Annotated in this window: 26 protein-coding genes; 21 read left to right on the top strand and 5 right to left on the bottom strand. The window is 65.8% G+C overall.

Going from position 1 to position 26,210, the window contains the following annotated elements:
- The first annotated feature begins 62 nt into the window (after window positions 1-62).
- The 6 genes from AC1Q6Z_RS14510 to AC1Q6Z_RS14485 all read left to right on the top strand — a co-directional run bounded on the left by AC1Q6Z_RS14510 (window position 63) and on the right by AC1Q6Z_RS14485 (window position 6,100).
- Window positions 63-1,301: an extracellular solute-binding protein gene (locus tag AC1Q6Z_RS14510; protein WP_492648334.1), complete on the top strand. Its 1,239-nt coding sequence runs from the start codon at window positions 63-65 to the stop codon at window positions 1,299-1,301.
- Between the two features lie 68 nt (window positions 1,302-1,369).
- Window positions 1,370-2,254, top strand: a complete 885-nt coding sequence (locus AC1Q6Z_RS14505) for a carbohydrate ABC transporter permease (RefSeq protein WP_492648333.1) — start codon at window positions 1,370-1,372, stop codon at window positions 2,252-2,254.
- Window positions 2,254-3,099 carry a carbohydrate ABC transporter permease gene (locus AC1Q6Z_RS14500; protein ID WP_492648332.1) on the top strand — a complete coding sequence of 282 codons (846 nt, stop codon included), beginning with the start codon at window positions 2,254-2,256 and terminating at the stop codon, window positions 3,097-3,099. Before AC1Q6Z_RS14505 ends, AC1Q6Z_RS14500 begins: the two co-directional genes overlap by 1 nt.
- A 2-nt stretch (window positions 3,100-3,101) precedes the next feature.
- Window positions 3,102-4,115, top strand: coding sequence for an SIS domain-containing protein (locus AC1Q6Z_RS14495; protein ID WP_492648331.1), 1,014 nt, complete (start codon window positions 3,102-3,104; stop codon window positions 4,113-4,115).
- Complete coding sequence (locus AC1Q6Z_RS14490) at window positions 4,116-5,039, top strand: PfkB family carbohydrate kinase (protein WP_492648330.1); 924 nt, start codon at window positions 4,116-4,118, stop codon at window positions 5,037-5,039.
- On the top strand, window positions 5,036-6,100 hold the full coding sequence (locus tag AC1Q6Z_RS14485) for an ABC transporter ATP-binding protein (protein WP_492648329.1): 1,065 nt from the start codon (window positions 5,036-5,038) through the stop codon (window positions 6,098-6,100). Before AC1Q6Z_RS14490 ends, AC1Q6Z_RS14485 begins: the two co-directional genes overlap by 4 nt.
- Before the next feature lie 4 nt (window positions 6,101-6,104).
- Here AC1Q6Z_RS14485 and AC1Q6Z_RS14480 read toward each other — a convergent pair whose 3' ends face one another.
- From AC1Q6Z_RS14480 to AC1Q6Z_RS14465, 4 genes are all read right to left on the bottom strand, one after another.
- Window positions 6,105-7,013 carry a siderophore ABC transporter substrate-binding protein gene (locus AC1Q6Z_RS14480; protein WP_492648328.1) on the bottom strand — a complete coding sequence of 303 codons (909 nt, stop codon included), beginning with the start codon at window positions 7,011-7,013 and terminating at the stop codon, window positions 6,105-6,107.
- 48 nt (window positions 7,014-7,061) lie between these two features.
- On the bottom strand, window positions 7,062-9,371 hold the full coding sequence (locus AC1Q6Z_RS14475) for a TonB-dependent receptor (RefSeq protein WP_492648327.1): 2,310 nt from the start codon (window positions 9,369-9,371) through the stop codon (window positions 7,062-7,064).
- A gap of 132 nt (window positions 9,372-9,503) precedes the next feature.
- Window positions 9,504-10,475, bottom strand: a complete 972-nt coding sequence (locus AC1Q6Z_RS14470) for a FecR family protein (RefSeq protein ID WP_492648326.1) — start codon at window positions 10,473-10,475, stop codon at window positions 9,504-9,506.
- Window positions 10,476-10,586: 111 nt separating this feature from the next.
- The gene (locus AC1Q6Z_RS14465) at window positions 10,587-11,096 is read right to left on the bottom strand and encodes an RNA polymerase sigma factor (protein ID WP_256116943.1); all 510 of its coding nucleotides are present in this window, start codon (window positions 11,094-11,096) and stop codon (window positions 10,587-10,589) included.
- 303 nt (window positions 11,097-11,399) lie between these two features.
- On the opposite strand from AC1Q6Z_RS14465, the gene AC1Q6Z_RS14460 reads away from it, so the two are divergent.
- From AC1Q6Z_RS14460 to AC1Q6Z_RS14395, 14 genes are all read left to right on the top strand, one after another.
- Complete coding sequence (locus AC1Q6Z_RS14460; RefSeq protein WP_492648325.1) at window positions 11,400-11,708, top strand: DUF2218 domain-containing protein; 309 nt, start codon at window positions 11,400-11,402, stop codon at window positions 11,706-11,708.
- A complete protein-coding gene (locus AC1Q6Z_RS14455) occupies window positions 11,705-12,682 on the top strand; it encodes an ABC transporter permease (protein WP_492648324.1) in 978 nt (325 codons plus the stop codon). The genes AC1Q6Z_RS14460 and AC1Q6Z_RS14455 overlap by 4 nt, the downstream gene beginning before the upstream one ends.
- Window positions 12,675-13,616, top strand: coding sequence for an iron chelate uptake ABC transporter family permease subunit (locus AC1Q6Z_RS14450; protein WP_492648323.1), 942 nt, complete (start codon window positions 12,675-12,677; stop codon window positions 13,614-13,616). Before AC1Q6Z_RS14455 ends, AC1Q6Z_RS14450 begins: the two co-directional genes overlap by 8 nt.
- Window positions 13,613-14,371, top strand: a complete 759-nt coding sequence (locus AC1Q6Z_RS14445) for an iron ABC transporter ATP-binding protein (RefSeq protein WP_492648322.1) — start codon at window positions 13,613-13,615, stop codon at window positions 14,369-14,371. Before AC1Q6Z_RS14450 ends, AC1Q6Z_RS14445 begins: the two co-directional genes overlap by 4 nt.
- A 68-nt stretch (window positions 14,372-14,439) precedes the next feature.
- The gene (locus AC1Q6Z_RS14440; RefSeq protein ID WP_492648321.1) at window positions 14,440-15,213 is read left to right on the top strand and encodes an SDR family NAD(P)-dependent oxidoreductase; all 774 of its coding nucleotides are present in this window, start codon (window positions 14,440-14,442) and stop codon (window positions 15,211-15,213) included.
- Window positions 15,214-15,223: 10 nt separating this feature from the next.
- Window positions 15,224-15,973 (top strand): SDR family NAD(P)-dependent oxidoreductase, encoded by a 750-nt coding sequence (locus tag AC1Q6Z_RS14435; protein ID WP_492648320.1) that lies wholly within the window; start codon window positions 15,224-15,226, stop codon window positions 15,971-15,973.
- A gap of 65 nt (window positions 15,974-16,038) precedes the next feature.
- Window positions 16,039-17,127 carry a D-TA family PLP-dependent enzyme gene (locus tag AC1Q6Z_RS14430; RefSeq protein ID WP_492648319.1) on the top strand — a complete coding sequence of 363 codons (1,089 nt, stop codon included), beginning with the start codon at window positions 16,039-16,041 and terminating at the stop codon, window positions 17,125-17,127.
- Between the two features lie 32 nt (window positions 17,128-17,159).
- Entirely contained in the window at window positions 17,160-17,549 is a 390-nt protein-coding gene (locus AC1Q6Z_RS14425; protein ID WP_492648318.1) for a RidA family protein, read from the top strand.
- Window positions 17,550-17,688: 139 nt separating this feature from the next.
- Window positions 17,689-18,231 (top strand): flavin reductase family protein, encoded by a 543-nt coding sequence (locus tag AC1Q6Z_RS14420; protein ID WP_492648317.1) that lies wholly within the window; start codon window positions 17,689-17,691, stop codon window positions 18,229-18,231.
- A gap of 111 nt (window positions 18,232-18,342) precedes the next feature.
- A complete protein-coding gene (locus AC1Q6Z_RS14415; RefSeq protein ID WP_492648316.1) occupies window positions 18,343-19,695 on the top strand; it encodes an LLM class flavin-dependent oxidoreductase in 1,353 nt (450 codons plus the stop codon).
- Window positions 19,696-19,705: 10 nt separating this feature from the next.
- On the top strand, window positions 19,706-20,551 hold the full coding sequence (locus tag AC1Q6Z_RS14410; RefSeq protein ID WP_492648315.1) for an ABC transporter permease: 846 nt from the start codon (window positions 19,706-19,708) through the stop codon (window positions 20,549-20,551).
- Between the two features lie 31 nt (window positions 20,552-20,582).
- On the top strand, window positions 20,583-21,557 hold the full coding sequence (locus AC1Q6Z_RS14405; RefSeq protein ID WP_492648314.1) for an ABC transporter substrate-binding protein: 975 nt from the start codon (window positions 20,583-20,585) through the stop codon (window positions 21,555-21,557).
- A 9-nt stretch (window positions 21,558-21,566) separates the two neighbouring features.
- On the top strand, window positions 21,567-22,337 hold the full coding sequence (locus AC1Q6Z_RS14400) for an ABC transporter ATP-binding protein (protein ID WP_492648313.1): 771 nt from the start codon (window positions 21,567-21,569) through the stop codon (window positions 22,335-22,337).
- Between the two features lie 106 nt (window positions 22,338-22,443).
- The gene (locus AC1Q6Z_RS14395) at window positions 22,444-23,754 is read left to right on the top strand and encodes a replication-associated recombination protein A (RefSeq protein WP_492648312.1); all 1,311 of its coding nucleotides are present in this window, start codon (window positions 22,444-22,446) and stop codon (window positions 23,752-23,754) included.
- Here AC1Q6Z_RS14395 and AC1Q6Z_RS14390 read toward each other — a convergent pair.
- Window positions 23,751-24,347, bottom strand: a complete 597-nt coding sequence (locus AC1Q6Z_RS14390; RefSeq protein ID WP_492648311.1) for a CDP-alcohol phosphatidyltransferase family protein — start codon at window positions 24,345-24,347, stop codon at window positions 23,751-23,753. The two genes, AC1Q6Z_RS14395 and AC1Q6Z_RS14390, sit on opposite strands and share 4 nt — an antisense overlap.
- A gap of 119 nt (window positions 24,348-24,466) precedes the next feature.
- Here AC1Q6Z_RS14390 and AC1Q6Z_RS14385 point away from each other — a divergent pair, with 119 nt between their 5' ends.
- Window positions 24,467-26,203: a bifunctional alpha/beta hydrolase/class I SAM-dependent methyltransferase gene (locus AC1Q6Z_RS14385; protein ID WP_492648310.1), complete on the top strand. Its 1,737-nt coding sequence runs from the start codon at window positions 24,467-24,469 to the stop codon at window positions 26,201-26,203.
- Window positions 26,204-26,210 lie beyond the last annotated feature (7 nt).

Genomic DNA, 26,210 nt, shown 5'->3' with positions numbered 1-26,210 from the left:
TTCAGGGAACGGCGGGGCCTGGTGGCGCGCCGAGACGACTTCACAAACAGGAGGACGCAATCATGTTGAAATCCATAAAGAAGACCTTGCTCGGTGCAGCGCTGATTGCGGCCGTTTCCGCACCGCACGCCTTCGCGGAGACGACGCTCAACGCACTCTTCATGGCGCAGGCCGCCTATAGCGAAGCCGATGTGCGCGCCATGACCGACGCCTTCACCAAGGCGAACCCGGACATCAAGGTGAACCTGGAATTCGTGCCCTACGAAGGCCTCCACGACAAGGCCGTGCTCGCGCAAGGGTCCGGCAGCGGCTACGACGTCGTGCTGTTCGACGTGATCTGGCCGGCCGAATATGCGACGAACAACGTGCTGGTGGATGTTTCTGGCCGCATCACCGACGACATGAAGAAGGGTGTTCTGCCGGGCGCCTGGACGACCGTCGACTATGACGGCAAGTCCTATGGCATGCCGTGGATCCTCGACACCAAATACCTGTTCTACAACAAGGAAATCCTCGAAAAGGCCGGCATCAAGGCGCCGCCGAAGACCTGGGCCGAGCTCAGCGAACAGGCGAAGGTGATCAAGGACAAGGGCCTGCTTGCCACGCCGATCGCCTGGAGCTGGTCGCAGGCCGAGGCCGCGATCTGCGATTACACCACGTTGGTCAGCGCCTATGGCGGCGCGTTCCTGAAGGACGGCAAGCCGGCCTTCACCGAGGGCGGCGGTCTCGAAGCGCTGACCTACATGGTCGACAGCTACAAGTCCGGCCTCACCAACCCAAACTCCAAGGAGTTTTTGGAAGAGGACGTGCGCAACGTCTTCCAGAACGGCGAGGCGGCCTTCGCGCTTAACTGGACCTACATGTACAACATGGCCAATGGCGGCGAAGACAGCAAGGTCAAGGGCAAGGTCGGCGTCGTGCCGGCGCCGGGCGTCGAGGGCAAGAGCGAGGTTTCGGCCGTCAACGGCTCGATGGGCCTCGGCATCACCGCGACCAGCAAGAGCCCGGAAGAGGCCTGGAAATACATCGTGCACATGACATCGCAGGAGACGCAGAACGCCTATGCGAAGCTCAGCCTGCCGATCTGGGCCTCGTCTTATGAGGACCCGGCCGTCACCGCCGGCCAGGAAGAGCTGATCGCCGCCGCCAAGCTCGGCCTTGCCGCCATGTATCCGCGCCCGACCACGCCGAAATACCAGGAGCTTTCCACGGCCCTGCAGCAGGCCATCCAGGAAGCCCTGCTCGATCAGGCCTCGCCTGAAGATGCCCTGAAGTCGGCTGCGGAAAACAGCGGCCTCTGATCACTCGGACTTGCGGGCGGCTCCGGCCGCCCGCACACTGACCACCCAGACGATATGAAGAGGACGCTATGTCCAGCACCTGGATGACGACCCGGGCATGGCTGCTCATGCTGCCGATTCTGGTGATCATGATCGCCGTGATCGGCTGGCCAATGATCGATACGGTCCGGCTGTCCTTCACCGATGCCAAGCTCGTCGGCACGGGCGGCAGTTTCGTCGGCATCGACAACTATGTGAAGATGCTGTCGAGCAGCAATTTCCAGCGCGCGCTCTATGCTACCACCTGGTTTGCCGTGGTCTCCGTGACGGCGGAAATGGTGATCGGCGTTCTCGCGGCCCTCCTGCTGAACCAGCAATTCTATGGCCGTGCCGTGTTGCGCGCCCTGCTGATCCTGCCCTGGGCCTTGCCGACCGTCGTCAACGCGACGCTGTGGCGGCTCATTTACAATCCGGAATACGGCGCGCTGAATTCCGCGCTGACGCAAATCGGCCTGCTCGACAGCTATCGCTCCTGGCTCGGCGAGCCTGGCACCGCCATGACGGCGCTCATCGTCGCCGATTGCTGGAAGAATTTTCCGCTCGTCGCCCTCATCGCGCTTGCCGCCCTCCAGGCCGTGCCGCGCGACATCACCGCCGCCTCGCTCGTCGATGGCGCTGGTCCCTTCAACCGCTTCCGCTTCGTCATCCTGCCCTATCTCGCCGGTCCCCTGATGGTGGCACTGGTGCTTCGCACCATTGAGGCCTTCAAGGTGTTCGACATCATCTGGGTGATGACGCGCGGCGGCCCGGCCAATTCGACGCGCACCCTGTCGATCCTCGTCTACCAGGAGGCGTTTTCCTTCCAGCGTGCCGGCTCCGGCGCCTCGCTGGCGCTCGTCGTCACGCTCATCGTGACGGTGCTGGCCGTCGGCTACGGCATGCTCGTGCGCCGCACCGCGGGGAGCGCCACCTGATGGAACGCCGCAGCCTCCTCGTATCGATCCTCATCCACGGCGCAGCCCTGCTGCTCGCCGCCGTCATCCTTGCGCCGATTTTCTGGCTGTTCGTGATGAGCATTTCGCCCGCTGCCGATCTCGTTGCGCGACCCTTGAAGTGGTGGCCGAGCGAGATGGATTTTTCGCGTTATGCCACGCTGCTCTCGACCATCCCGAACAGTGCGGGTGCGGCCTTCGTCGCCTCGCTCGTCAACAGCATCCTCGTCGCCGGCATGGCGACGATCGCGGCGATCGCACTTGCCGTCCCGGCCGGCTGGGCCGTGTCGCGCACGCCGTCGATCGGCTGGTCGCTGTCGCTGGTGATCGCCACCTACATGCTGCCGCCGGTGGCGCTTGCCGTGCCACTCTATATGGCGCTCGCGACCTTCGGGCTGTTGAATTCGGTGTTCGGCCTGGCGCTCGTCTATCTCAGCATTCTGGCGCCCTTCACCACCTGGCTGATGAAATCCGGTTTCGACGGTATTCCGCGCGAAATCGAGCAGGCGGCGATGATCGATGGCGCGAGCCTCTTTGCCACGCTGCGCATCGTCACCCTGCCGCTCGCCATGCCCATCGTCGCAACCTCGGCGCTCTTCGCCTTCCTGCTCGGCTGGGACGAATTCTTCTATGCGCTGCTCTTCACCTCCGACCAACGCGCGCGGACGCTCACCGTCGCCATTGCCGATCTCGCGGGCGGCCGGGTTTCCGACTACGGGCTGATCGCCACGGCCGGGGTGCTCGCCGCACTGCCACCGGTGCTGGTCGGCCTCATCATGCAACGTGCCCTGATTTCGGGCCTCACCAGCGGTGGTGTGAAAGGATGACGATGAACACGACGACACGGCCGGAAGGCCTTCAGGCAATCGACCGGGAAATGGCCCGGCAGCACGCCGATGCGCTCGCCTCCTTCCGCAACAATCGCGAGATGGCCGAAAAGGCCGCCGCCAGCCTCAAGCGCACCGGCAAGCTCTTGCTGCTCGGCATGGGCGGCTCGCATGCGGTCGGCCGCGCCGTCGAGCCGCTCTACCGGCGTCTCGGCATCGAAGCGATCGCCCTGCCGCTCTCCGAACAGCTCGGCGCACCGCTCACGCTTGACGGCCGCACGGTCTTCATCACCTCGCAATCCGGCGAAAGCGCCGAGGTATTGCGCTGGTTCGACGAGACCGGCGGCAATGCCGAAACCTTCGGTTTCTCGCTGGAAGGCAGCTCCTTCCTCGCCCGCACAGCGCCCTGCCTCGTCGGCGCTGGCGGCACCGAGCAGGCCTTTGCGGCAACGCGCAGCCTGACGGTGAGTTTTGCGTTGCACCTCGCCATCCTCGCCGCTTTGGGCGAAGACTCGGCACAGGCGATCAGCGCATTGGAAAACCCGGAGGATCCTGCAATCGATGAGGCGCTTGCGACGCTCTCCGACGTGCGCTCGGTGGTGACATCGGGACGGCACTTGCAGGGCCTCGCCGAGGCCATCGCGCTTGGTCTGACGGAACTCTCGCGTGTGCCGTGCTTTTCGCTGGAGGGCGGGCAGTTGCGGCATGGGCCGATGGAAATGCTGTCGCCGGAGATGGGCGTCATCCTGTTCCGCGGCGACGATGCGACGGCAGATCTCGTGACAGCGATGGCGACCTCGGTGGTCGAGGCCGAGGCGAAGCTGGTGCTGTTCGACGCTTCCGGCCGGCCGCCGGTCGCGGGCGCTGCAACCATCACCTTCCCGCCGCTCGATGGCCTCGCCGCCGTCTTCGCCATGCTGCCGACCGCCCAGCGGCTGATGATCGCCTTCGCCGCCGCGCGCGTGGACAATGCCGGCACGCCGGTGCGCTCGACGAAGATTACCCGGAGTGAATGAGTGAGACCGCTTGCCGTCGTCGGAAATGTTAATGTCGACCTGATCATGGGACCGGCTACCCCTTGGCCGCAGCCGGGCACGGAGACCATCGTCGACCACGACGAGTTGCGCGTCGGCGGCTCGGCGGGCAATTCGGCACTCGCCTGGATGGCGCTCGGCACGCCCTTCGAGATCGCCGCCAGCATCGGCGCCGACCAATTCGGCACCTGGCTGGCGAAAGGGTTTGGCGATCATGCGCGGCATTGGCCGGTTCATGGTGACAGCACGACGCTCTCCGTCGGCATCACCCATCCGGATGGCGAGCGCACCTTCTTCACGACGCGCGGGCACCTGCCTCTGTTCAGCCTGGAAGATGTCCTTGCCGTGCTCGATGGCCCGAGGCTTGAGGGCGGCATCGCGCTTCTCTGCGGTTCGTTCCTGACGGAGAAGCTGGTGGAGGACTACGACCGCTTCTTCGACTGGGCGGATCGCCATGATATCGCGGTGGCGCTCGACACCGGCTGGCCGCTGGATGGCTGGACAGAGCGGAACAAGGCGGCGGCAAGGAGATGGCTGTCACGCTGCCGGATCGTGCTGTTCAACGAGGTGGAGACGACGAGCCTTGCGGGTGTCTCTGACCCGGCAGAGGCGGGCCAAGTCTTGCGGCAGGGCATGCCGGCGGACGCGATCGTCGTGGTGAAATGCGGGCCGAACGGCGCGATCGCCGTCGACGCGAATGGCACGATTTTCCGCGCCGATGCGCCGCGCGTCACCGTCGTCGATACGATCGGCGCGGGCGACGTCTTCAATGCCGCGTTTCTGGCATCCTTTGCGGCCGGCGAGGGGCTGGAAGCCAGTCTTGCGGCCGGCATCAGCATCGCCTCGCGCGCCATTTCCACCCATCCCAGAACCTACGTCCCCACCTTGCAGGAAGCCGTGGCATGAGCACCCTGACAATCAGCGCCATCCGCAAGAGCTACGGCACCGTCGAGACGCTGAAGGGCATCGACGTCGCGCTCGAAAGCGGCGAGTTCCTCGTGCTGCTCGGGGCGTCCGGCTGCGGCAAGTCCACGCTGCTCAACATCATCGCCGGCCTCGCCGAGCCGACCAGCGGCGACATCCGCATCGACGAGCGCTCGATCATCGGGGTGCATCCGAAGGACCGCGACATCGCCATGGTGTTCCAGTCCTATGCGCTCTATCCCAATCTCACCGTGCACCGGAACATCGGCTTCGGCCTGGAAATGCGCAAGGTCGACAAGGCCACGCGCGACCGGGCGGTGCAGGAGACGGCGAAGCTGTTGCAGATCGAAAACCTGCTGGAGCGCAAGCCCGGCCAGCTTTCCGGCGGCCAGCGCCAGCGTGTCGCGATCGGCCGCGCACTCGTGCGCAATCCAAAGATTTTCCTGTTCGATGAGCCGCTGTCGAACCTCGACGCGAAGTTGCGTATGGAGATGCGCACCGAGCTGAAGCGCCTGCACCAGTTGACGAAGACGACGGTCGTCTACGTGACGCATGACCAGATCGAGGCGATGACGCTCGCCACCCGCATCGCCGTGATGCGCAACGGCCGCATCGAACAGCTCGACACACCGGAAACCATCTACAACCGTCCGGCAACGCTTTATGTCGCGACCTTCGTCGGCGCGCCGCCGATGAACCTGCTGGCGGGAGCGACGGACAGGGGTGGTGTGCGGATCGACGGCACGGATATCGCCGTGCAGGTGGCGGGCCTCGAAAGCGTTCCGCCGGGCCGCCGCCTGGTGCTCGGCATCCGGCCGGAGGCGATCGGGACGTCCGGGCAGGGGCTTCCGCTTGCGGCGCGCTGCGAAGTGGCGGAACTGACAGGGCCGGAGCTTGTCGTCACGGCCACCATCGGCAGCCAGCGCCTCGTCGCGACCCTGCCGGCCTCGACAAAAATCAAGCCGGGCGACGAAATCGCGCTTAGCGCCGATCCCGCCCTGTTCCACGTCTTCGACGCGGAAACAGAAGAGCGCCTGAACTGACGGCCTAATTGGCGGCGGCAAAGGCCTCGGTGATCGCGGCATAGACACGCATCATCGCCTGCGCGCCGCCGGCGGCAATATAGAAGTCGCCGGACGGCAGGTAGACGACCTGGCCTTTCTGCCACGCGACGGTCTGCGCAACGAGTTCGTTGTCGAGCGTGATTTTTGCGTTCTGGTCGTTGGAGCCGATCGCGGCCGCGCGGTCGAGCACGATCAGCCAGTCCGGGTTCGCCTCGCGGATGAACTCGAAGGACACCGCCTCGCCATGCGTCGCCGCCTGAACGTCCGAGATCGCCGCCGGCAGGTCGAGCGAGCGGTGTAGCCAGCCGAAGCGTGAGCCGGGGCCATAGGCCGTGACCTTCGGCCCATTGGTCATGACGATCAGCGCCTTGCCCTTGCCGGCAACCGCGGTGCGGGCCTTTTCGACGGCAGCATTCAGTTCCTTGACCGCGGCCTCCGCCTCGGTTTCCTTGCCGAACAGGCGGCCGTAGGTCGTAAGCCGCTCGCGCGCCTGCTCCAGCAGGTCGTCGCCGTCCATCGTCATGTCGATCGTCGGGGCCACCTGCATGGTTGCGTCCACCTTCGTCGAGGAACGGCCGCCGAGGATGATGAGATCGGGCGCGAGCGCGCTCAGCGCTTCGAGGTCCGGCTCGAAGATGTCGCCGACGACTGTCGCGCCGTCCTTGAGGTGGGAAAGCTCCTGAAGGTAGAGATTGGATGGCAGGCCTGCCGGCTTGACGCCGAGCTTGTCCAGCGTATCGACGGCCGCGATGTCGAAGACGGCGACGGTCTCGACCGGCGTCTTCACGGTCTTCGGTCCGGCTGCCGTGCCGATTTCGAGTTCGGCGGCAAGCGCAGTGCCGGCGGCAAGGAGCGCAGCCGTCAGCGCGAGGAATTTCAAGCAGGCCTTCATCTTGGTCTCCGGTAGGGCGGTCCCGGCGGCAAGCCGGGACCGTATCCGTCAGAACGTGGCGCGCAGGCTCACGATGAACGAGCGTCCGGGCTGGTAGAGCGGCGTCACCTCGCCGAACTCCTGGCCGTAGGTGGCGCGGTCGGAATAGGTCTCGTTGAAGATGTTCTTCACCTCGGCGCGCAGCGTCAGGTTCTGGTGCGTCGGCGGCTTGTATTCGACGAAGCTGTTGACGACCTGATAGGCCTTGAAGGCGGGGCTGCCGTCCGGAACCTTGTCGTATTTCGGTGCAAGCTCCACGTCGCCGCCGACGGTCAGGCCCCAATCGGCGAAGGTGTGGGCGGCCGAGACGGTGATGATCTCGCCGACCGGCGTCGTCAGATAGGTGCCTGTATCGGAATCGGCCGGCTTGCCGTCGATCAGCGTGTCGATATTGGCGTATTTAACGCGGACATAGCCATCCGCCCAGTCATAGCCGGCACCGATCGAAAAGCCTTCGGATTCGACCTGGCGCGCCGCATAGGCATAGGCGTAGCGCGCGGCGCGGGCGTTGTCCATTTCGGTGCGGAACACCGAGCCTTCGAGCGAGAAGCCGTTGTACTTGGCGACGAGCCCGACCGTGTAGTTGTCCGATGTTGTCGGCTCCGGCTCGGGATCGTAGGTCCAGGCCGGGTTCATGATGAAGTTTTCGGCAAGCGGAATGCCGGCCCATACGTGGGAATAGCCCGCCTTGGCCGTCAGATATTCCGGAATGATGTCATATTCGCCGGAAATGTTGCCGCTGACGCCGGAATTGTTGAATTCCTGGCCGCCCGTGCCCGTGAACCACTGATGGTCGGCACGTCCGCCGAAGGAGAGCCGGGCGCGCTCGAAGGGCTCGAGCCGCGCCTGCACATAGGCGCCGAGATTCTTCGCCTTTTCCGTCGCCGGCTCGAACAGGTCGTCGAGTTCCGCCTTGTCATCGTAGAAGTCGATGCCGGCGGTCACCGTGCCGATCGCAGTGTGGAAGCGGTTTTCGAACTTGCCGTTGAACGTGCCCGTCGTGCCGGTGACGTCATAGGTTTCCGGCACCGTGCCGGGCTTGAGATAGACCTTGGTGGCGACGTCCGTTTCACCATAGGCGAGCACCAGCTTCGGATCCCACCAGCCTTCCGGCGTGGCGTCCGTATAGGTGAAGACCGTGTTCTGGCGGTCGAGCCGGTAGTCGCGGATCAGCGGCTCCCAGGGCTTTGCGCCGGTCGTCGAGCCCATATTGGCGCGGAACGGGCGCGGCGCCTCGTCCTTGATCGCCTCATGGCTGATCTCGATGCGGTCGCCGCTCTCGAATTCATAGGCGACCTTGCCGATGCCGCTCAAGAAATGCGTGCGCGTGCCCAGCACCTCGTCGCCATTGCCGGCAGAAAATTCCTCGCCGCGGCCGATGTTGAAATAACCGAGATATTCGAAACCGTCCCGCTTGCCGAAGGTCGAAAGGCCGGTGGTGAAGATGTTGCCGTTGGTGTTGAAGCTCGAATTGACGAAGCCGCCATAGCCGTTGCCGTCGAGGAAGTCGCCGACATCCTTGGTCTCGTAGACAATGGAGCCGGCAAGCGCACCCGGGCCGGCATCGGCCGGCGCCACGCCTTCATCGACACTGACGGCCTTCAAGAGCGTCGGGTCGATCAGGGTCGTCGCATTATGGTGGAAGACCTTGTTGTTCTGACGGCTGCCGTCGATGGAGATGGCGAGGTTGGTTTCCTCGATGCCGTTGACATAGACCTTCTGCGACATGGGCAGCGAGCTGCCGACCTTGACGCTCGGCTCCTCGCGGAAGACATCCTGGATGGTGGCGGGGTTCTTGCGCGCCAGATCCTCGGAGGTGATGTTGAGCTCGCTGACGTCACCCTCGCCGACCTGCTCGCCTTCCACGGTGATGCGGTCGAGCGTCGTCGAGCCGTTTTCGACGGAGCCGGTGACGAGTGGCGAAAGATGCTTGGACGTGACGATCGCCGTGCCGTCCGGGGTGATCGAATGCTGCGTCTCGGTGCCTTGCAGAAGCGCTGCAAGCGCCTCCTTTGGCGTGAACGTGCCCTTCACCGCCTTCGAGGTCACGCCGCGCGAGGTGGCGGCGGCAAGCGACACCTGGAGGCCGGACTGCCGGCCGAAGGCATTGAGGGCGGCCGCCAGCGACTGCGCCGGGATATCGAAGGCCATGGCGCCGATGCGGGCGGTTTTCGCCTGGGCTGCCGCCGGCTGCACGGCCGCCTGCGGCAGGCTGAACAGAAGTGCCGCCGCGGTGGAAACCATCAGCCTGGTGAAGAAGACGGTGCGCACACGCCCCTTGGCGCGCGTCGTGGTCGATCGATCGCTATGCAAACGCATTTTACCCCCGGTGTCATACCTCGGAATGCGCTGCCCCAGGCGCGCATTCCCGGTGCAGAGACGACCGCCTCGGGGATATTTTTCACGCCCTCTGCAATTTTCCTGATTTTTTCCGAAAAGTTTTAGGGATCATCAGAAACGCGTGACGATGCGGGCATAGGCGGAGACCGAGCGAACCTTACCGCCAAGCGGCTGGACGAGGGCGACGAGCGCGCGATCCGGGTCGCGCAGGTCATAAAGCCCGGTGACGCGCTGGCGGCCGAGCGCGCGGTCGGGCACGCTGATCCAGGCCGGATGATAACGCCGCAGCCTCGCGACGACGCTGTCGACGGTGACGTCGTTGACGAAGAGCAGGCCGTTGCGCCAAGCGCCGATTTCTTCGAGCGGCACGGTGGCGTGGGTGATCAGGCCCGTCTCGCCATCGACAGTTGCCATGTCGCCCGGCGCCATTTCGGCAACCCCGCGTGCCGCGCCCTCGCCGGAAATGCCGACCACGCCGCGGGCGAGCTGCACCGTCGTCGCCGCATCGTCGAGCGCGACGTCGAAGGCCGTGCCGAGCACGACGACCTTGGCATTGCCGGCATCGACGGTGAAGGGGCGCTTGCCGTCATGCGCCACGTCGAAGAAGGCCTGGCCGGAGAGAAGGCGCACATGGCGGCCCTGCGGCGTCAGGTCGACATCGATGGCGCTGTCGGCGGAAAGGTTGACCGCGCTGCCATCGGCGAGCTTCACCACCCGGCTTTCGCCGGTGCCGGTGCGGAAATCGGCCTGCAGCCAGATCATCAGGGCAGGTGCGGCCAGCACCAGCAGGAGGGCGGCGGCGAGCGCGAACACCGCGCCGGTGGCCCACATGCGCCGGCTGCGGCGGGGCAGGGCGGGTGCCGGGCGGGCCGGCCACAGGTCGGCATGGCGCGGCTTCACCTCGCCGAGCGCCTCCCAGGTCGCGAGCGCGGCGCGCCAGGCGGAGCGGTTGGTCTCGGTGCGCGCCAGCCATTCCCCGTGTTCGCGCAGGGTTTGCGGACAATCGGGGTCGGCCTTCAGCCGCAGCAGCCAGTCCATGGCCTCTTCCACCGCGCGGCGCTTTTCGCTGTCGTCCTGAATCAAGATATACCCTATGCCCCGGCGCTCCGTGCCGTGCACGGTTCTAGCCGAATATCGAATTGCTGCGTAGGGACGATTTGCGCGCGATTTTTTTTCACGGCGGGCGCCTGCCCGTCACGAGGCGCTGCCGAGCTTGAGCGTGATCTCCACCAGTGCGGCACGCACATGGCGGTGGGCGGTGGCGACCGAGATGCCAAGATGGGCCGCGACCTCCTCCAGCGTGTAACCGCCAAACCGGTGCATTTCGACCGCCACGCGCACATCCAGCGGGAAGCCGTCGAGCACCTCGGTGATCATGCGCACCTCGTCGGACAGCAGCACCGTCTCCTCCGGCGTCTCGATGGCGCGCGGCATGGACCAGAACGGCGGCTCCGTGTCACGCTCCCGCATCTCGATCTTGCGCCGCTTGATGAGGTCGAGGCACAGGTTGCGCACGATGCGGTAGAGATAGGCGAGCGTCTGGCTGGCCGAGGCGCCATAGGCATTGGCCGGCGAGAATCGCAGGAAGGCATCCTGCACGATATCCTCCGCCGCCTCCCGAGAGCCGAGGATTCGCGTCGCGTAGCGAACGAGGGCAGGGCGGTGGGTCGCATAGAGCAGCGAGGTGGCATCTCCCTCCGTCACGGCGCGGTCCTTCTACAGAAAAGCAAAACGCCGCCGCGGCGCGGAGACCGGCGCACGAAACACCCACGATCTTCGGCATCGCCAAGCGCCGCCGCCATTGCCACCCTTTCAAATTCCATCGGCCGTGCTCATGCCGGCGACTGCTTCTGCATGAGAAATAGCTTAACTTGATTTGCATAGTCAAGTTTACCTCAATGAAAAATGGCCGGCTTCCCTCGTCGGGAAAACATGAGTAAAGACGTTATGTTTTTGACGGGGCGGGGCGCAGGTTCCGGCCGCCGTCCAGGGATGAAAGGGAAGGCCATGCTCGAATCCGCCGCCTATCTGGAAACCGCCAGCGGCTCCAAATACCTGGTGCAGCTCTGCAAACATTTTGCGCACAAGATCACGGTTTCCTATTCGGAAACCCATGGCGAATGCCAGTTCTCCTGCGGCACCAGCCTTCTCGATGCGGATGAAAAGGGGCTTCGCCTGGTCGCGACATCCGAGGACGAGGAGGGCCTTGCCCAGACGCAGCACGTCATCGAATCGCATCTCCTGCGTTTCGCCTTCCGCGAAGAACTTCAGCCGCTCGACTGGCGGCGGCAGGATGCGTCTCAAACCGCGACATGACTGCTGCCGCCGCAAAACCGCGTCTGCCAAACGGAACGATCGCGGGCCTCGGGCTCGCGATGCTTTTCGTGCTGAGCCTTGCCGTCGGCGTCAGCCCCTTGCCGCTGAACAGAGTGCTGAGCGATCCGGAAGCGCTCCAGCTTCTCGTCGTCAGCCGCCTGCCGCGCACGCTCGCAGCCGTGCTGTGCGGCGCCGGGCTGGCGATCGCCGGGCTGATCATGCAGACGCTGTCGCGCAACCGCTTCGTCGAGCCGGCCACCGCCGGCACGGCCCAGAGCGCGGAGCTCGGCATCCTCCTCGTCACGCTTCTCTTCCCCGCCGCCGCCCTCTGGGAAAAGACGCTCGTTGCCAGCGGCGCGGCGCTTGTCGGCACGTCGGTCTTCCTCGCCACCGCCCATCGCCTGCCGCCGGCGCAGCCCTATCTCGTGCCGCTGTTCGGCATCGTCTATGGCGGCGTCATCGGCGCCGCGGTCACCTTCGCCGCCTGGCAGGCCGACCTCCTGCAATTCCTCTCCGTCTGGACCAATGGCGACTTTTCCGGCGTGCTGCGCGGGCGCTACGAACTTCTCTGGATCGCCGCGCTCATGGTCGCATTCGCCTGGTTCGTCGCCGACCGCTTGACGATAATGGCGCTCGGGCGCGAGGCGAGCATAGGGCTCGGCATCGATTATGCCCGCATGATGCAGATCGGCCTCGTCATCGTCTCCGTCATCACGGCGCTCGCCGTCACCGTCGTCGGCATGATCCCCTTCGTCGGACTGGCCGTGCCCAACATCGTCTCGCGGCTGATGGGCGACAATGTGCGCGGCACGCTGGGCTGGGTCGCGGCCGGGGGCGCGGGGCTGGTGCTCGCCTGCGACATTGCCGGCCGCCTCATCCGCTACCCTTACGAAATCCCGGTCGGCACGGTGATGGGCGTGGTCGGCGGCGCAGTCTTCCTCTGGCTCATCTTCCGGGGACGCGCGCATGGGTGAGCGTCGTCTTCTCGGCCTTGGCGTCGCGGCCCTCCTCGCCGCAGTCGCATTCCTGGCGATCGGGCTCAGGGGCAACATCGCCTTCGTGCTGGAACTGCGCCTGCTGAAACTCGCGGCCCTCGTACAGGTCGGCGTGGCGATCGCCATTTCGACGGTGATCTTCCAGACCGTCACCGGCAACCGCATCCTGACGCCCTCGATCATGGGGCTCGATGCGCTCTACCTTTTCGGCCAGATGCTGATGGTCTTCCTGCTTGGCGGCGTCGGCTACGTGGCGCTCGATCCGCAGCTGAAATTCGGCATGGAGGTTGTTCTGCTGATGGCGCTCGCCGCCGCATTGCTGCTGCCCATGTTGAAAAGCCGCCTCGACATGGGCCTGATGCTGCTCGCGGGCGTCGTCTTCGGCGTGCTGTTCCGCAGCCTCCATTCCCTGCTCGCCCGCCTCATCGACCCTAACGAATTCGCCGTGGCGCAATCGGCAAGTTTTGCCAATTTCAACGCCGTGCGCACCGACCTGCTGGTCTTCGCCGCCATCGTGACCGTCATCGCCGCCATCATCGCCTGGCGCGCGCGCCATGTGCTCGACGTGATATCGCTCGGGCCGGATACCGCGACCGGCCTCGGCGTCGGCTGGGCCGGAACGGTGACCGGGCTGCTGCTCGTCGTCGCAGCCCTCGTCGCCGTCTCCACCGCGCTGGTCGGGCCGGTCGCCTTCTTCGGCCTGCTGGTCGCCGCCCTTGCCGAACGCATCGTCGACAGCCGCCGGCACGGCCTGCTGCTGCCGGCCGCCGCCTTTGCCGGCATCATCGTGCTCGTCGGCGGGCAAACGCTATTCCAGCATGTGCTTGGCAATGCGACGGCGCTGGGCGTCGTCATCGAGTTCGTCGGCGGGCTCGTCTTCCTCCTGCTGCTGGTCCTCGGGAGCCGCAAATGATCCGCATCGAAAACGTCTCCTTCAAGCACCGGGCGACGCCGATCCTCACCGATATCACCCTGACGATCCCGAAGGGCGGTGTCGTGGCGCTGATCGGCCCGAACGGCGCCGGCAAATCCACGCTGCTCTCGCTCGTCGCCCGGCTGCATCCGCTCCAGGCGGGCGCAATCGAGATCGACGGCCTGCCGGTGAACACGACACCCGGCCGCGAACTTGCCAAGGTAATCGCCATCCTGCGGCAGGACACGGCGGTCGCAAGCCGGCTCAAGGTGCGCGAACTCGTCGGCTTCGGCCGTTTCCCGCATGGCCGCGGGCGCCTAACCGAAGCGGACCATGCCATCATCGACGCGGCCATCGCCCAGTTCGACCTAACCGATCTCGCCGACCGTTTCATCGAGACGCTTTCCGGCGGCCAGCGCCAGCGCGCGCTCGTCGCCATGGTTTTCGCGCAGGGGACGGATTACCTGCTGCTCGACGAACCCCTGAACAATCTCGACATGTATTATGCCCGCGAACTGATGCGTTCGCTGCGCAAAGTCGCCGATGAGAAGGGCAAGACCATCGTCATCGTGCTGCACGACATCAACCAGGCGAGCGCGCACGCGGACCGCATCATCGCCATGAAGGCGGGCCGCATCGTCGCGGACGGCGCGCCGGCCGCCATCCTGACGCCGGACAGACTGGAAACCGTCTTCGGCTTCCCCATGCGCGTGGAGACGATCGAGGGAAAACCCTTCGTGTTGCACCAACTCTAGACTTCTGCTGTTGACTATCACCCCGGCCCGTTCATCTTGCTCGGCATCCCATTGACGCAGAGGCAGGCATGACCGACCAGACCCGAACAGCGCTTATTGCCGGCGGGGCCGGCGGCATGGGGGCGGCGATCGCCGCGCGGCTTTCGGCCGCCGGCTACGCGGTCGCCATCGCAGACCTCGCCGGCGAACGCCTGACGGCGGCGGCGGAAAAGCTGCGCGCCGAGGGACGCGACGTGCTTCCAGTACCGCTCGACATGCGCAAGATCGCCTCCTGTGCCGCCGCCGTCGAGGCGGTGCTGGGCTGGCGGGGCCGTCTCGACGTGGTCGTCAACGCCGCAGGCGTCTGGCGGGAGGGCGAGGCCGGGACGATGACGGAAGACGACTGGGACATCGTCATGGACGTCAACCTCAAGGGCGCGTTCTTCCTGATCCAGGCTGCCATTCCGCATCTCGGCCCCGGCGCCTCGATCGTCAACATCGCGTCCGATGCCGGCCTCGTCGGCAACAATGGCGCATCGATCTACTGCGCCTCCAAGGGCGGGCTCGTGCTGCTCACCAAGGCCCTGGCGCTCGAACTCGCGCCCCGCCAGATCCGCGTCAACACCGTCTGCCCGGGCGACGTCGCGACGCCGATGATCGAGTTCCAGGCGGAGCGCTACGGCGGCGGCGATCCGGATGGTTACAAGGCGAAGCTGCTTTCCAACTATCCGCAAGGGGCAGCGGCGCGGTTCATACGGCCGGAAGAGATCGCCCGCATGGTCGCCTATCTCTGCGAGCCGGACGCGGCGCCCATCACCGGCGCAGCGCTGTCCATCGATTTCGGCGTGACGGCCGGTTACTGAGGAGGGGCGGATGCAGCGCAGGACGGCGATCATCACGGGCGCGGGCGCCGAAGACGGCATCGGCTTCGCCTGCGCACGAAGCCTCGCGGAAGAGGGCTTTGCCGTGCACCTCGTCGCGACGAGCGAGCGCATTTTTGCCCGCGCGGAGGCGCTGCGCGGCGAAGGTTTTTCCGCGACGGGCTATATCTGCGACCTGACGGTGAAGGCCGAGGTCGAAAAACTCCGCCAGGTGACGGGGCCGGCCGGGGTGCTCGTCAACAATGCCGGCATGGGCAGCGTTTCGGAGCCGGCGCTCCAGCGGACCTTCGTCGAACTGGAGGAGAGGGATTGGGACCGCGGCATCTCGGTGAGCCTCAAGACCACCTTCCTCGCGACCCGCCTCTACCTGCCGGATATGCTGGCTGACGGCTACGGCCGGATCGTCAACGTTGCCTCGGTGACCGGACCCTATGTCGCCAATCCGGGCGAGACGGCCTATTCCGCCGCGAAGGCCGGGATGGTGGGGCTGACGCATGCGCTGGCGCTCGAAGCCGGCCCACACGGTGTCACCGTCAATGCCGTTGCGCCCGGCTGGATCGAGACTGGCGCCTCGACCGATGACGAACGCCGCGCCGCACGCGCCACCCCCTGCGGGCGCGCCGGCCGGCCGGACGAGGTCGCCGCGGCCGTCGCCTTCCTCGCCTCGCCGAAGGCGAGCTATATCAACGGCGCCGTGCTCGTGGTGGACGGCGGAAACATCCTCCAGGAACGCAAGGCCTGAACCGCCTTATACTCTGGGGACGAGCAACAACACGCGCCGCAGGCGCCAAGACCGGAAGGTTTTCCATGACGTCTCCCTGGCCCGACATCGGCACGCCACTTGAACAGATCCTCACCCCCATGCCTGTGATCGACGAGGACCGGCTCGCCGCCAACATCCGCCTCGCGCAGGCCTATTTCGACGAGCACGGCAAGGCCTTCCGCCCACATATCAAGACGCACAAGATCGTCGCGGTGGCCGAGGCGCAGCGCGCGGCCGGCGCCGTCGGCATCAACTGCCAGAAGATCAGCGAGGCGGAGGTTTTCGCCGATGCCGGCTTCGAAAATATCCTGATCACCTACAACATTCTCGGCGCGGCGAAGCTGGCGCGACTGCGCGCTCTGCACGAGCGTGTGGCGCGCCTCAGCGTCGTGGCCGACAGCGTGACGACCGTCGACGGCCTCGCCGCCGCCTTCGATGCCGGCCGCCCGCTGACCGTGCTCGTCGAATGCGATACGGGCGGCCGGCGCTGCGGCGTGCAGACACCCGAAGCAGCGGCGGAGCTTGCGGCGCGCATCGCCGCTGCTCCCGCTCTGCGCTTCGGCGGCATCCTCACCTATCCAGCACCGGGCGGCGCGACGGCGGTGGAAGCCTTCATGGCCTCGACCATGGCGCTGCTCGCCGCAAAGAGCATCGACTGCCCGGTGCGTTCCAGCGGCGGCTCGCCGGACCTGTGGAAGGCCCATCTCGTGCCCTCGGCCACGGAGCACCGCGCCGGAACCTATGTCTATAACGACCGCAGCATGGTGCGTGCCGGCCATTGCACGCGCGGCGATCTCGCCATGCATATCCTCGCCACCGTCGTCTCGCGCCCGGCGGAAGACCGGGCGGTACTCGATGCCGGCTCCAAGGCGCTGACCTCCGACCTGCTCGGCTTCAGCGATTTCGGCGAAATCGAGGGCTACGAGGGCGCGCGTATCGTCTCGCTCTCGGAAGAACATGCCGTTATCGACATCGGCGATTGCAGGAAAAACTTTCCCGCCATCGGCAGCGTGGTGCAAATCGTGCCCAACCATACCTGCGTCGTCAGCAACCTTTTCGACCGCATGGTCTTCCACCGCAACGGCGTCGTCACCCGCGTGGAGGACGTCGCAGCGCGCGGCACTGTGTGGTGAGTTAGACAAGAAGCATCGAAGGAGAAACGCCCATGGCTGAAAACGACGCACCCTTTTTCATCGAGGATACCGACGAGGAGGAAATTTCCTCCGATGTCGCCGGTGTCGGCAACCTGCTCGCAACCACGCATATCCCGCTGCGCGCCGATGGCTCGCTGGAGACCGGCGATATCCGCACGCAGAGCATCGCCACGCTGGAGAGCCTGAAGAACTCGCTGGAAAAGGCCGGCAGCAGCCTTGCCGACGTCATCCACCTGACGATCTATCTGACAGACATCGCGGAGCGCCCGGCCTTCAACGAGGTCTACTGCTCCTATTTCAAGAAACCCTATCCCGTCCGCTGCGCCGTCGGCGTCGCAGCACTCGCCGATCCCGGCATGCGCGTGGAGATAACGGCGCTCGCGGCCCGGCGCGCGCGGTGAACACAACAGGGCGCGCCGCCGGCTGGGCGGCGTGCATATTTTCTATAAAATTAGTATATTTCAGAAAGCCGTGCCTGCACCGCCGCGTTGACCTTTGTTATCTCTATGGACATCCGGGGTCTCAAGCGGAGCGGACACGATGAATGTGCATGCCGACAATACTCTTTTCACCATACGCGATACGCCGGTGATAGATCATCCGGCCGATGCCGACCACCTGAAGGCAGCGCTGCGCACGCTGGGCGGCGGCGTCAGCATCATCACGGCGGGCGAGGGCGAGGCCCGCACCGGCGCCACCGTCACCTCGGCGACGGCGCTTTCCGTCGAGCCGGCCCGCATGCTCGTCTCCCTCAACCGCTCCTCCTCCACCTGGCCCGTCGTCGAACGCTTCGGCCATCTCGGCATCAATATCGTCGGCGCCGAGCACGAGGCGCTCGCCAACCAGTTCGCCGGCCGCGGCGGGCTGCGCGGCGCCGAGCGCTACCGCGGCGGCGAGTGGACCACCGCCGTCAGCGGCGCGCCGTTGCTCGTCGATGCGGTGGCGGCGATCGATTGCGTCGTGGAAGAAGCGATCGAGCGGCACAGCCATATCATCGTCATCGGCAAGGTGCTGGCGATCCGCATCGGCAACGGCCATTCGCTGCTCTACCAGGACGGACGCTATCATGCCGTGTCCCGCTAAGGGCTGAGCCGGCCACCCAACCAGAAATCACTACTGCCATGACCCGCCGCGGGCGGGACCGCGAACCTGTGGCCTGAAATGGCCCTTCGAAATGAAGTGAAAGGAAACGAGATGACACGCAAGATCAGGCTTGGCGCATTTCTTCCCGGCGGCGGCCAGCACGTCGCCTCCTGGCGGCATCCGGACCAGCCGGCCGACGGGGCGACCAGCTTCGAATTCCACAAGCGGCTGGCGCTCACCGCCGAACGCGGCCTGTTCGACGCCTATTTCCTCGCCGACAATCTCGCCATCGGCTTCGGCGGCGCCCGTGAAGGCGGCAATGCCCGCATCGCAGGCTTTGAGCCGGTGACGCTGTTTTCCGCGCTCGCACCCTTCACCAAGAACCTCGGCTTCATCGCCACGGCCTCCACGACCTACGAAGAGCCCTACAACACCGCGCGCAAATTCGCCTCGCTGGACCTGATCTCGGGCGGCCGCGCCGGCTGGAACGTCGTCACCACGACCGGCGATCCGACCGCCCAGAATTTCAACCGCGAGACCCAGCTTCCGCATGCCGCGCGCTATCGCCGCGCCGCCGAGCATGTCGACGTGGTCAAGAAGCTCTGGGACAGCTTTGAGGACGACGCCTTCTTGCGCGACAAGGAAAGCGGCGTCTTCTACGACCAGGAGAAGCTGCACGAGAGCGAACACCGCGGTGAGCATTTCCAGGTGCGCGGGCCGCTCAACATCGCCCGCTCGCCGCAGGGCCATCCGGTCATCGTGCAGGCCGGCCAGTCGGACGACGGCCGCGGGCTTGCCGCCGCCACCGCGGAAGTGATCTTCACCGCCCACCAGCACATCGGGACGGCGCAGGAATTCTACCGTAACATCAAGGCGCGCGCCCGCGGCCTCGGCCGCAACCCGGACCATATACTCATCATGCCCGGCGTCTCCGCCTTCGTCGGCCGCACGCTGGCGGAGGCGCGCGAGAAATACGATCGCCTGACCGCGCTGATCGTCGAGGAGGACGGCGTCGGCCTGCTCAACGGCCTGACCGGCGGCACGCTGGATCTCCGCGGCTACGATCTCGACGGTCCTCTGCCGCCCGCACCGCCCACCGAAGGCATGAAGAGCCGCCAGGCGCTGATCCGCCAGATCGCCGACGAGAACAATTTCACCATCCGCCAGCTCTACCAGTGGATCGCGTCTGCCCGTGGCCACTACACGATCGTCGGCACGCCGGAGACCATTGTTGACACGCTTCAGGAATGGTTCGAGAACGAGGCCGCCGACGGCTTTAACATCCTGCCGCCATGGCTTCCGACCGCGCTCGACGATTTCGTCGACCTGGTCATCCCCGAGCTCCAGCGCCGCGGCCTGTTCCGCACGGAATACGAGGGCACGACGCTGCGCGAAAACCTCGGCCTGCCGTTCCCCGTCAACCGCTGGGCCGGCGCGCGTTCGGCCGCCCAGGCCGCCGAATAGGGAGGCGTCCATGTCCTACGAAAACGTCAACTCCACGCTCGGCGCCGATTTTCGCCTGCGGCCCAGCGCCACGCCGCGATTCGCCAGCCAGGTGCAGGCGTTCGTGTCGCCGCTCCTAGCCCGATACGGCATCGTGCTGGGCTTCCTCGCGCTCTGGCAGATTGCGAGCACGCAAGGCTGGGTCAATCCCTCCGTTTTCCCGCCGCTGCACCTGATCCTCTCCGCCCTGTGGGACAGCCTTGCAAGCGGCGCGCTGCTCGATGATATCGCCATCAGCCTCCAACGCTCCGGCATCGCCTTTGCCGCCGCCGTGGTGATCGGCATCCCGCTCGGTCTCGTCATGGGCCAGGCGCGCATCGTCGAACAGGCGCTCGATCCACTACTCCAGTTCTTCCGCCAGACCTCCGCTCTCGCGCTCTACCCGGTCTTCATCCTGCTGCTCGGGCTGGGTGAAACCTCGAAAGTCTTCGTGATCTTCTGGGCGACGCTCTTCCCGATCCTGCTGGCGACGATCGGCGGCGTGAAGGAGGTCGATACAAAACTCGTCGAAATGGCCCGTACCTATGGCGCCGGCCGCCTGACGATCTTCCGCCGCGTCGTGCTGCCGGCCTCGGTTCCCGCGATCTTCGTCGGCCTGCGCCTCTCCGCCACCACGGCGCTGCTGCTGCTGATCGCTGCCGAGATGATCGGCGCCAACAAGGGCATCGGCTTCCAGGTGATGAACGCCCAATACAACTTCCAGATCCCGCTGATGTTTGCCGCGATCCTGCTGCTCGCGCTTCTCGGCCTCGTTGCCAATGCAGTGCTCGTTCTCCTCCAGCGCAGGCTCTGCCGCTGGGCGCAGCCGAACGCCTGATCCCTTACCCTCTTTGTCAAAGGACACCGCCATGACCTTCCATTCGCGAAAACTTCTCCTCTCCGCCGCCTTCCTTCTCGGCTTTGCCGGCGCCGCTTCGGCGGAAGAGGTCAACCTGCGCTACCTCGCCAGCCAGGGCGGCCTGACCGCCCATGAACTCGCCGCCGAGCTCGGCTATTTCGAGGGAACCGGCATCACCATCGAGAATGTCGGCTATGCGGCCGGCGGCCCGGCCTCGTTGATCGCGCTCGCCTCCGGCGACGTGGAGATCGGTAGCGCGGCGACCTCCGCCGTGCTCAACGCGATCATCAGCGGCAACGACTTCGTCGCGGCCTACCCGTCGAACGGCATCAACGACGAGGTCCAGTCGATCTTCTACGTGCTGGAAGATAGCCCGATCAAGGACATCAAGGACATTGCCGGTAAGAGCATTGCCGTCAACACGCTCGGCGCCCATCTCGACTACACGATCCGCGAGGCGCTGCATTCGGTCGGCCTGCCGACGGACGGCGCCAACCAGGTCGTCGTGCCAGGTCCGCAGCTGGAACAGGTGCTGCGTTCCGGCCAGGTCGACATTTCCGCCTTCGGCTACTGGCAGACGACCTTCGAGGGCGCGGCACGGAAGACCGGCGGCCTGCGCGCGATCTTCGACGATACGGACGTGCTCGGCGAGATCGCCGGCGGCTTCGTCGTGCTGAGCCGCGATTTCGTGAAAGCGCATCCGGAAGCGGCAAAGACCTTCGTGGAACAGTCCGCCCGCGCGCTCGACTATGCCCGCGAACATCCGGAAGAAACCCGCCAGGTCTTTGCAAAGGCTTTGAAGGAACGCGGTGAAAACCCGGACATCGCACAATATTTCCGCGGTTACGGCGTGCGTGCCGGCGGTCTCCCGGTCGAGCGCGACGTGCAGTTCTGGATCGACGTTCTGGTGCGCGAGGGCAAGCTGAAGGAAGGCCAGCTCGCGGCAAAGGACGTGCTCTACTCGCCTGACACAGCCACGAACTGAGGCACGACCATGAGCCTTTCGCCCGCAACGCTGCGCGGAGAGGTGACGATCCGTCACCTCTCGAAATCCTTCACCCTTGATGGCCGACCGCTGCCGGTTCTGGCCGATGTTAATTTGCAGGTCCGCTCGGGCGAAAGCCTCGCCATCGTCGGCGCCAGCGGCTCCGGCAAGACGACGCTGCTGCGCATTCTGGCCGGGCTGGACGATGCCGATAGCGGCGAGGTGCTGATCGACGGCCGGGCGGTCAAGGGCGTCGGGTCGGAACGGGCCGTCATCTTCCAGGAGCCCCGCCTGCTACCCTGGCTGACTGTGCTCGAAAACGTTGCCTTCGGCCTCGATACCCGCGGCGTGAGCCGGCAGGAGGCGAGAAGCCGGGCGCGGCGCTATGTTCAGCTCGTCGGTCTCCAATCCTTCGAGAACGCCTATCCCCGCCAGCTTTCCGGTGGCATGGCGCAGCGCGTCGGCATTGCCCGGGCCCTTGCCGTCCAGCCGGAAATCCTGCTGCTCGACGAGCCGCTCGGCGCGCTCGACGCCATGACGAAGATCAGCATGCAGCAGGAATTGACCCGCATCTGGCGCGACGAGGACGTGACGACCATTCTCGTCACCCACGATCTGGAGGAGGCGATCTACCTTGCCGACCGCATTCTCATCCTGCCGCGCGAGAAGAACGCCGAGCCGCGGCTGATCGAAATCGACCTGCCGCGCCCGCGCGACCGCAGTTCGCCGGAATTCGTGCGCCACCGCGAGGAATTGCTCCGCCTCTTCGGCCTGCATTGAACCTGGCATTTGACCCTGCCCGCTCCGGCCGATAGACGAACGTCATCCGGCCGGAGCGGGCTTTTTCGCGCCCGGTCGACGGACAAACCTTTCGACGGGGGATCCCATGACCGATCTTTTCGACGCCGCACCGCGCACCGGCTCTATGCCACTTGCGGCCGAACTGCGCCCGGCGACGCTGGACGACGTGATCGGGCAGGAGAAGATCATCGGCGAGGGATCGATGTTGCGGCGACGCATCGCGGCCGGCCGGCTCGGCAGCATCATCCTCTACGGCCCGCCGGGCCTCGGCAAGACCTCCATCGCGCGCGCCATCGGCAATATGCTGGGCAAGAATTTCCGCCCGCTGCACGCCGCGCACAACAACGTCGCCGACATTCGCAAGATCGCCGACGAGGCGCGCATGCGCCCGACGCTGCTGTTTGCGGACGAGGTGCACCGCTTCAGCGCGACGCAGCAGGACCATCTGCTGGCACTCTGCGAGGAAGGCGTCGCCGACTTCATCGGGGCCACGACCGGCAATCCCTACCACACGCTGACACCCGCACTCATCTCGCGCTCGACCATCCTCAAGCTGGAGCCGCTCGCCATCGAGGAAATGGAAGAGGTCGTGCGCCGCGGCCTCAGCCATCTGGCGCAGCGCGACATCGCGGTGGTGCTGGAGCCCGCCATGCTGCGCCGTATCGCGGGACGCTCCGGGGGTGACGCGCGCCGGGCACTGACGGTGCTGGAAAGCCTCGCGGTCGGGCACGCGCCGGGCAAGCCGGTCGTCATCACCGAGGCGATGATCGAGGAGGCCTATGCGGCAGCGCCCGTCAACCACGACCGGTCGGGCGACGCGCATTACGACGTCGTCTCGGCCTTCGTGAAGTCGATGCGTGGCTCCGACCCCGATGCGACGCTCTACTGGCTCGCCCGGCTGATCCATGGTGGGGAAGACCCGCGTTACGTTGCCCGCCGCATCATGATCCATGCTTCGGAGGATGTCGGCCTTGCCGATAACACGGCGCTCCAGACGGCGGTCGCGGCGCTGCATGCGGTAGAGAAGATCGGCTATCCCGAGGCGCAGATCATCCTGGCCCATGCAGCACTGCACGTCGCGCGGGCGCCAAAATCCAATTCCGCCTGCCGCGGCATTTCGCTGGCACTCGCCCATGTGGCGAAGGAGGCCCCGTCCTCCGTGCCGATGCATCTGCGTGATGCGCACTACAAGGGTGCGGCCGCCCTCGGCCATGTCGGTTATGCCTTTCCGCACGATGACGGGCGCGGCTGGAGCGATCAGGCCTATGCACCGGACGTGTCGCGCGGCAGCTTTTACCAGAGCGACGCCCGCGATGCGGCGACCTTCGAGCGGCGCGCCGACGAACATTGGGACCAGGTGACCGGCCGGCCGACACCGCGCCGGTTCGGACGCTAAGCCTCGGTAAGCCCCGCCCGCACGCGATTGACCACCGTCCAGACGAGCAGCACGCAGGCCATCGGCTGGATATGCCATGTCCAGGCCGGCAGCGTACCGAAACCCGCGACCAGCGCCCCGAGCGCGCCGAAGAGAAGCGCGCGATCGCTCTTGCCCATCGGCCCCTCGTAGCTGCGCCCGTTGCCATGGGCGACGCCGAGCACGCCGGCAAATTCCGTCAGCGTCGCGAGGAAGACGATGGCCATGAACCACGGCAGAGAAAACGGCGCCACCAGCGCGAAGGGGATGTAGAGCGCGGCATCGGAAACCACATCGGTAATCTCGTTGAGATAACCGCCGAGCGGGCTCTTCTGGCCGTGCTCGCGGGCCAGCATGCCATCCACCGCATTGAAGGCCATGCGCAGGAACATCCAGACCGGCACGAGCGCGAAGAGCGCGGGCGCGGGGTTCACGACGAGGAGTGCGCCGATCGCCACCGAGACGACGGCGGCGATCAGCGTCACCTGGTTGGCGGTGACGCCCATGGCCGCCAGCCGGCCGACAAGCGGGCGAAGCATATTCTGGAAGGACGATTTCAGTTTATAGATCGACATGAAAGCTCGAATCCGCTCGATTGCGCTCAACAAATGCAGACGCAACGCCATGAAATCAACTGCAAACATGGCGTCTCATCCGTATAGGTGGGGTGAGCTTTGCATGGGAGAGGGACAGAATGATCGAGAAGGCGTTTGCGAGCCATGATGGCGTGGAGCTTTTCTACCGCGCCTGGCCCGCCCGTTCCGGCACTGCGAAGGGCGCGATCGTGCTTTTGCACCGCGGCCACGAGCATGGCGGCCGGGTGGCGCATCTCGTCGAGGAACTCGGGCTCGACGATTTCGCATTCTACGCCTGGGATGCCCGCGGCCACGGCCGGTCGCCCGGTGAACGTGGCTATTCCCCGTCCTTTGCCCATTCGGTGCGCGATCTCGACTGCTTCGTGCGCCATATCAGCGAGACCGGCGGTTTCGCGACGCATCAGATCGCCGTCGTCGCCCAGAGCGTCGGCGCCGTGCTGGCGTCCACCTGGGTGCACGATTATGCGCCGCACATCCGCGCGCTGGTGCTCGCCTCGCCGGCCTTCGATGTGAAGCTCTACGTGCCCTTCGCCAAGGAGGGCATCGCGCTCTGGCAGAAGCTCAAGGGCACGTTCTTCGTCAATTCCTACGTCAAGGCGCGTTTCCTGACGCATGATCCCGCGCGCATCGCCTCCTTCGAGAGCGACCCGCTGATCACCCGCCCGATCGCCTCCAATATCCTGCTGGAACTGTACGAGGCTGCCGACCGGGTGGTCGCCGATGCGCGCGCCATCACGGTGCCGACGCAGCTCCTCATCTCCGGCAGCGACTTCGTCGTGCGCCATGCGCCGCAACATCGCTTCTTCGAAAATCTCGGCAGCACGGTCAAGGAACGCCACGTCCTGCCCGGCTTCTATCACGACACGCTCGGGGAAAAGGACCGGGCCAATGCGCTGGAGAAAGTGCGCGCCTTCCTCACCGCCCGTTTTGCCGAGCCGCCGGTGGTGGCGGATGTCCGGCAGGCGCATCTTTTCGGCTATACCCGCGACGAGGCCGACCGGCTGGCGACGCCGCTTTCGTTGTTTTCCGCGCGCGGGCTCTATTGGGCGATGACGCGCGCCTCGATCCGCTTTGGCGGCCTGTTCTCCAAGGGCATCGAGACGGGCGTGAAGACCGGCTTCGATTCCGGCTCGACGCTGGATTATGTCTATGAGGACGAGGCGCGCGGGCTCGGCCCTGGCGGCCGGCTGATCGACCGGCAATTCCTCGATGCGATCGGCTGGCGCGGCATCCGACAGCGGAAGGTCCATCTGCAAGAGCTGATCGGCACGGCACTGTCGCGGCTCAAGGCGGAGGGTAAGCCGTTGCGCGTGCTCGACATCGCCGCCGGCCACGGGCGCTACGTGCTCGATGCGGTGGCGGCATCCGAGGCCAAGCCGGAAAATATCCGCCTGCAGGATTATTCGCCGATCAACGTGGAGAAGGGCACGGCGCTGATTGCCGAGCGCGGCTTGCGGGACATCGCCGCCTTCCATCGCGCCGATGCTTTCGACGGGGAGGGACTGGCGGCCACCGAGCCGCGGCCGACACTCGCCATCGTCTCCGGCCTCTACGAACTCTTCCCGGACAATGCCCTGATCGAAACCTCGCTTGCCGGCCTGGCGCGGGCGCTGGAGCCGGGATCGCTGCTCATCTATACCGGCCAGCCCTGGCACCCGCAGCTCGAAATGATCGCCCGGGCGCTCACCTCGCATCGCGGCGGCGAGGCCTGGATCATGCGCCGGCGCACCCAGCAGGAAATGGACCAACTCGTCGCTGCCGCCGGCTTCCGCAAGATCGAGCAGCGCATCGACAAATGGGGCATCTTCACCGTGTCGCTGGCCGAGCGCGTCTGAGGCGAGC

Source organism: Shinella sp. GW835-FHT14H05, assembly GCF_058793575.1.
Note: the sequence above shows the minus strand (reverse complement) of the source record. Positions and strands in the feature narration are given on the sequence as shown.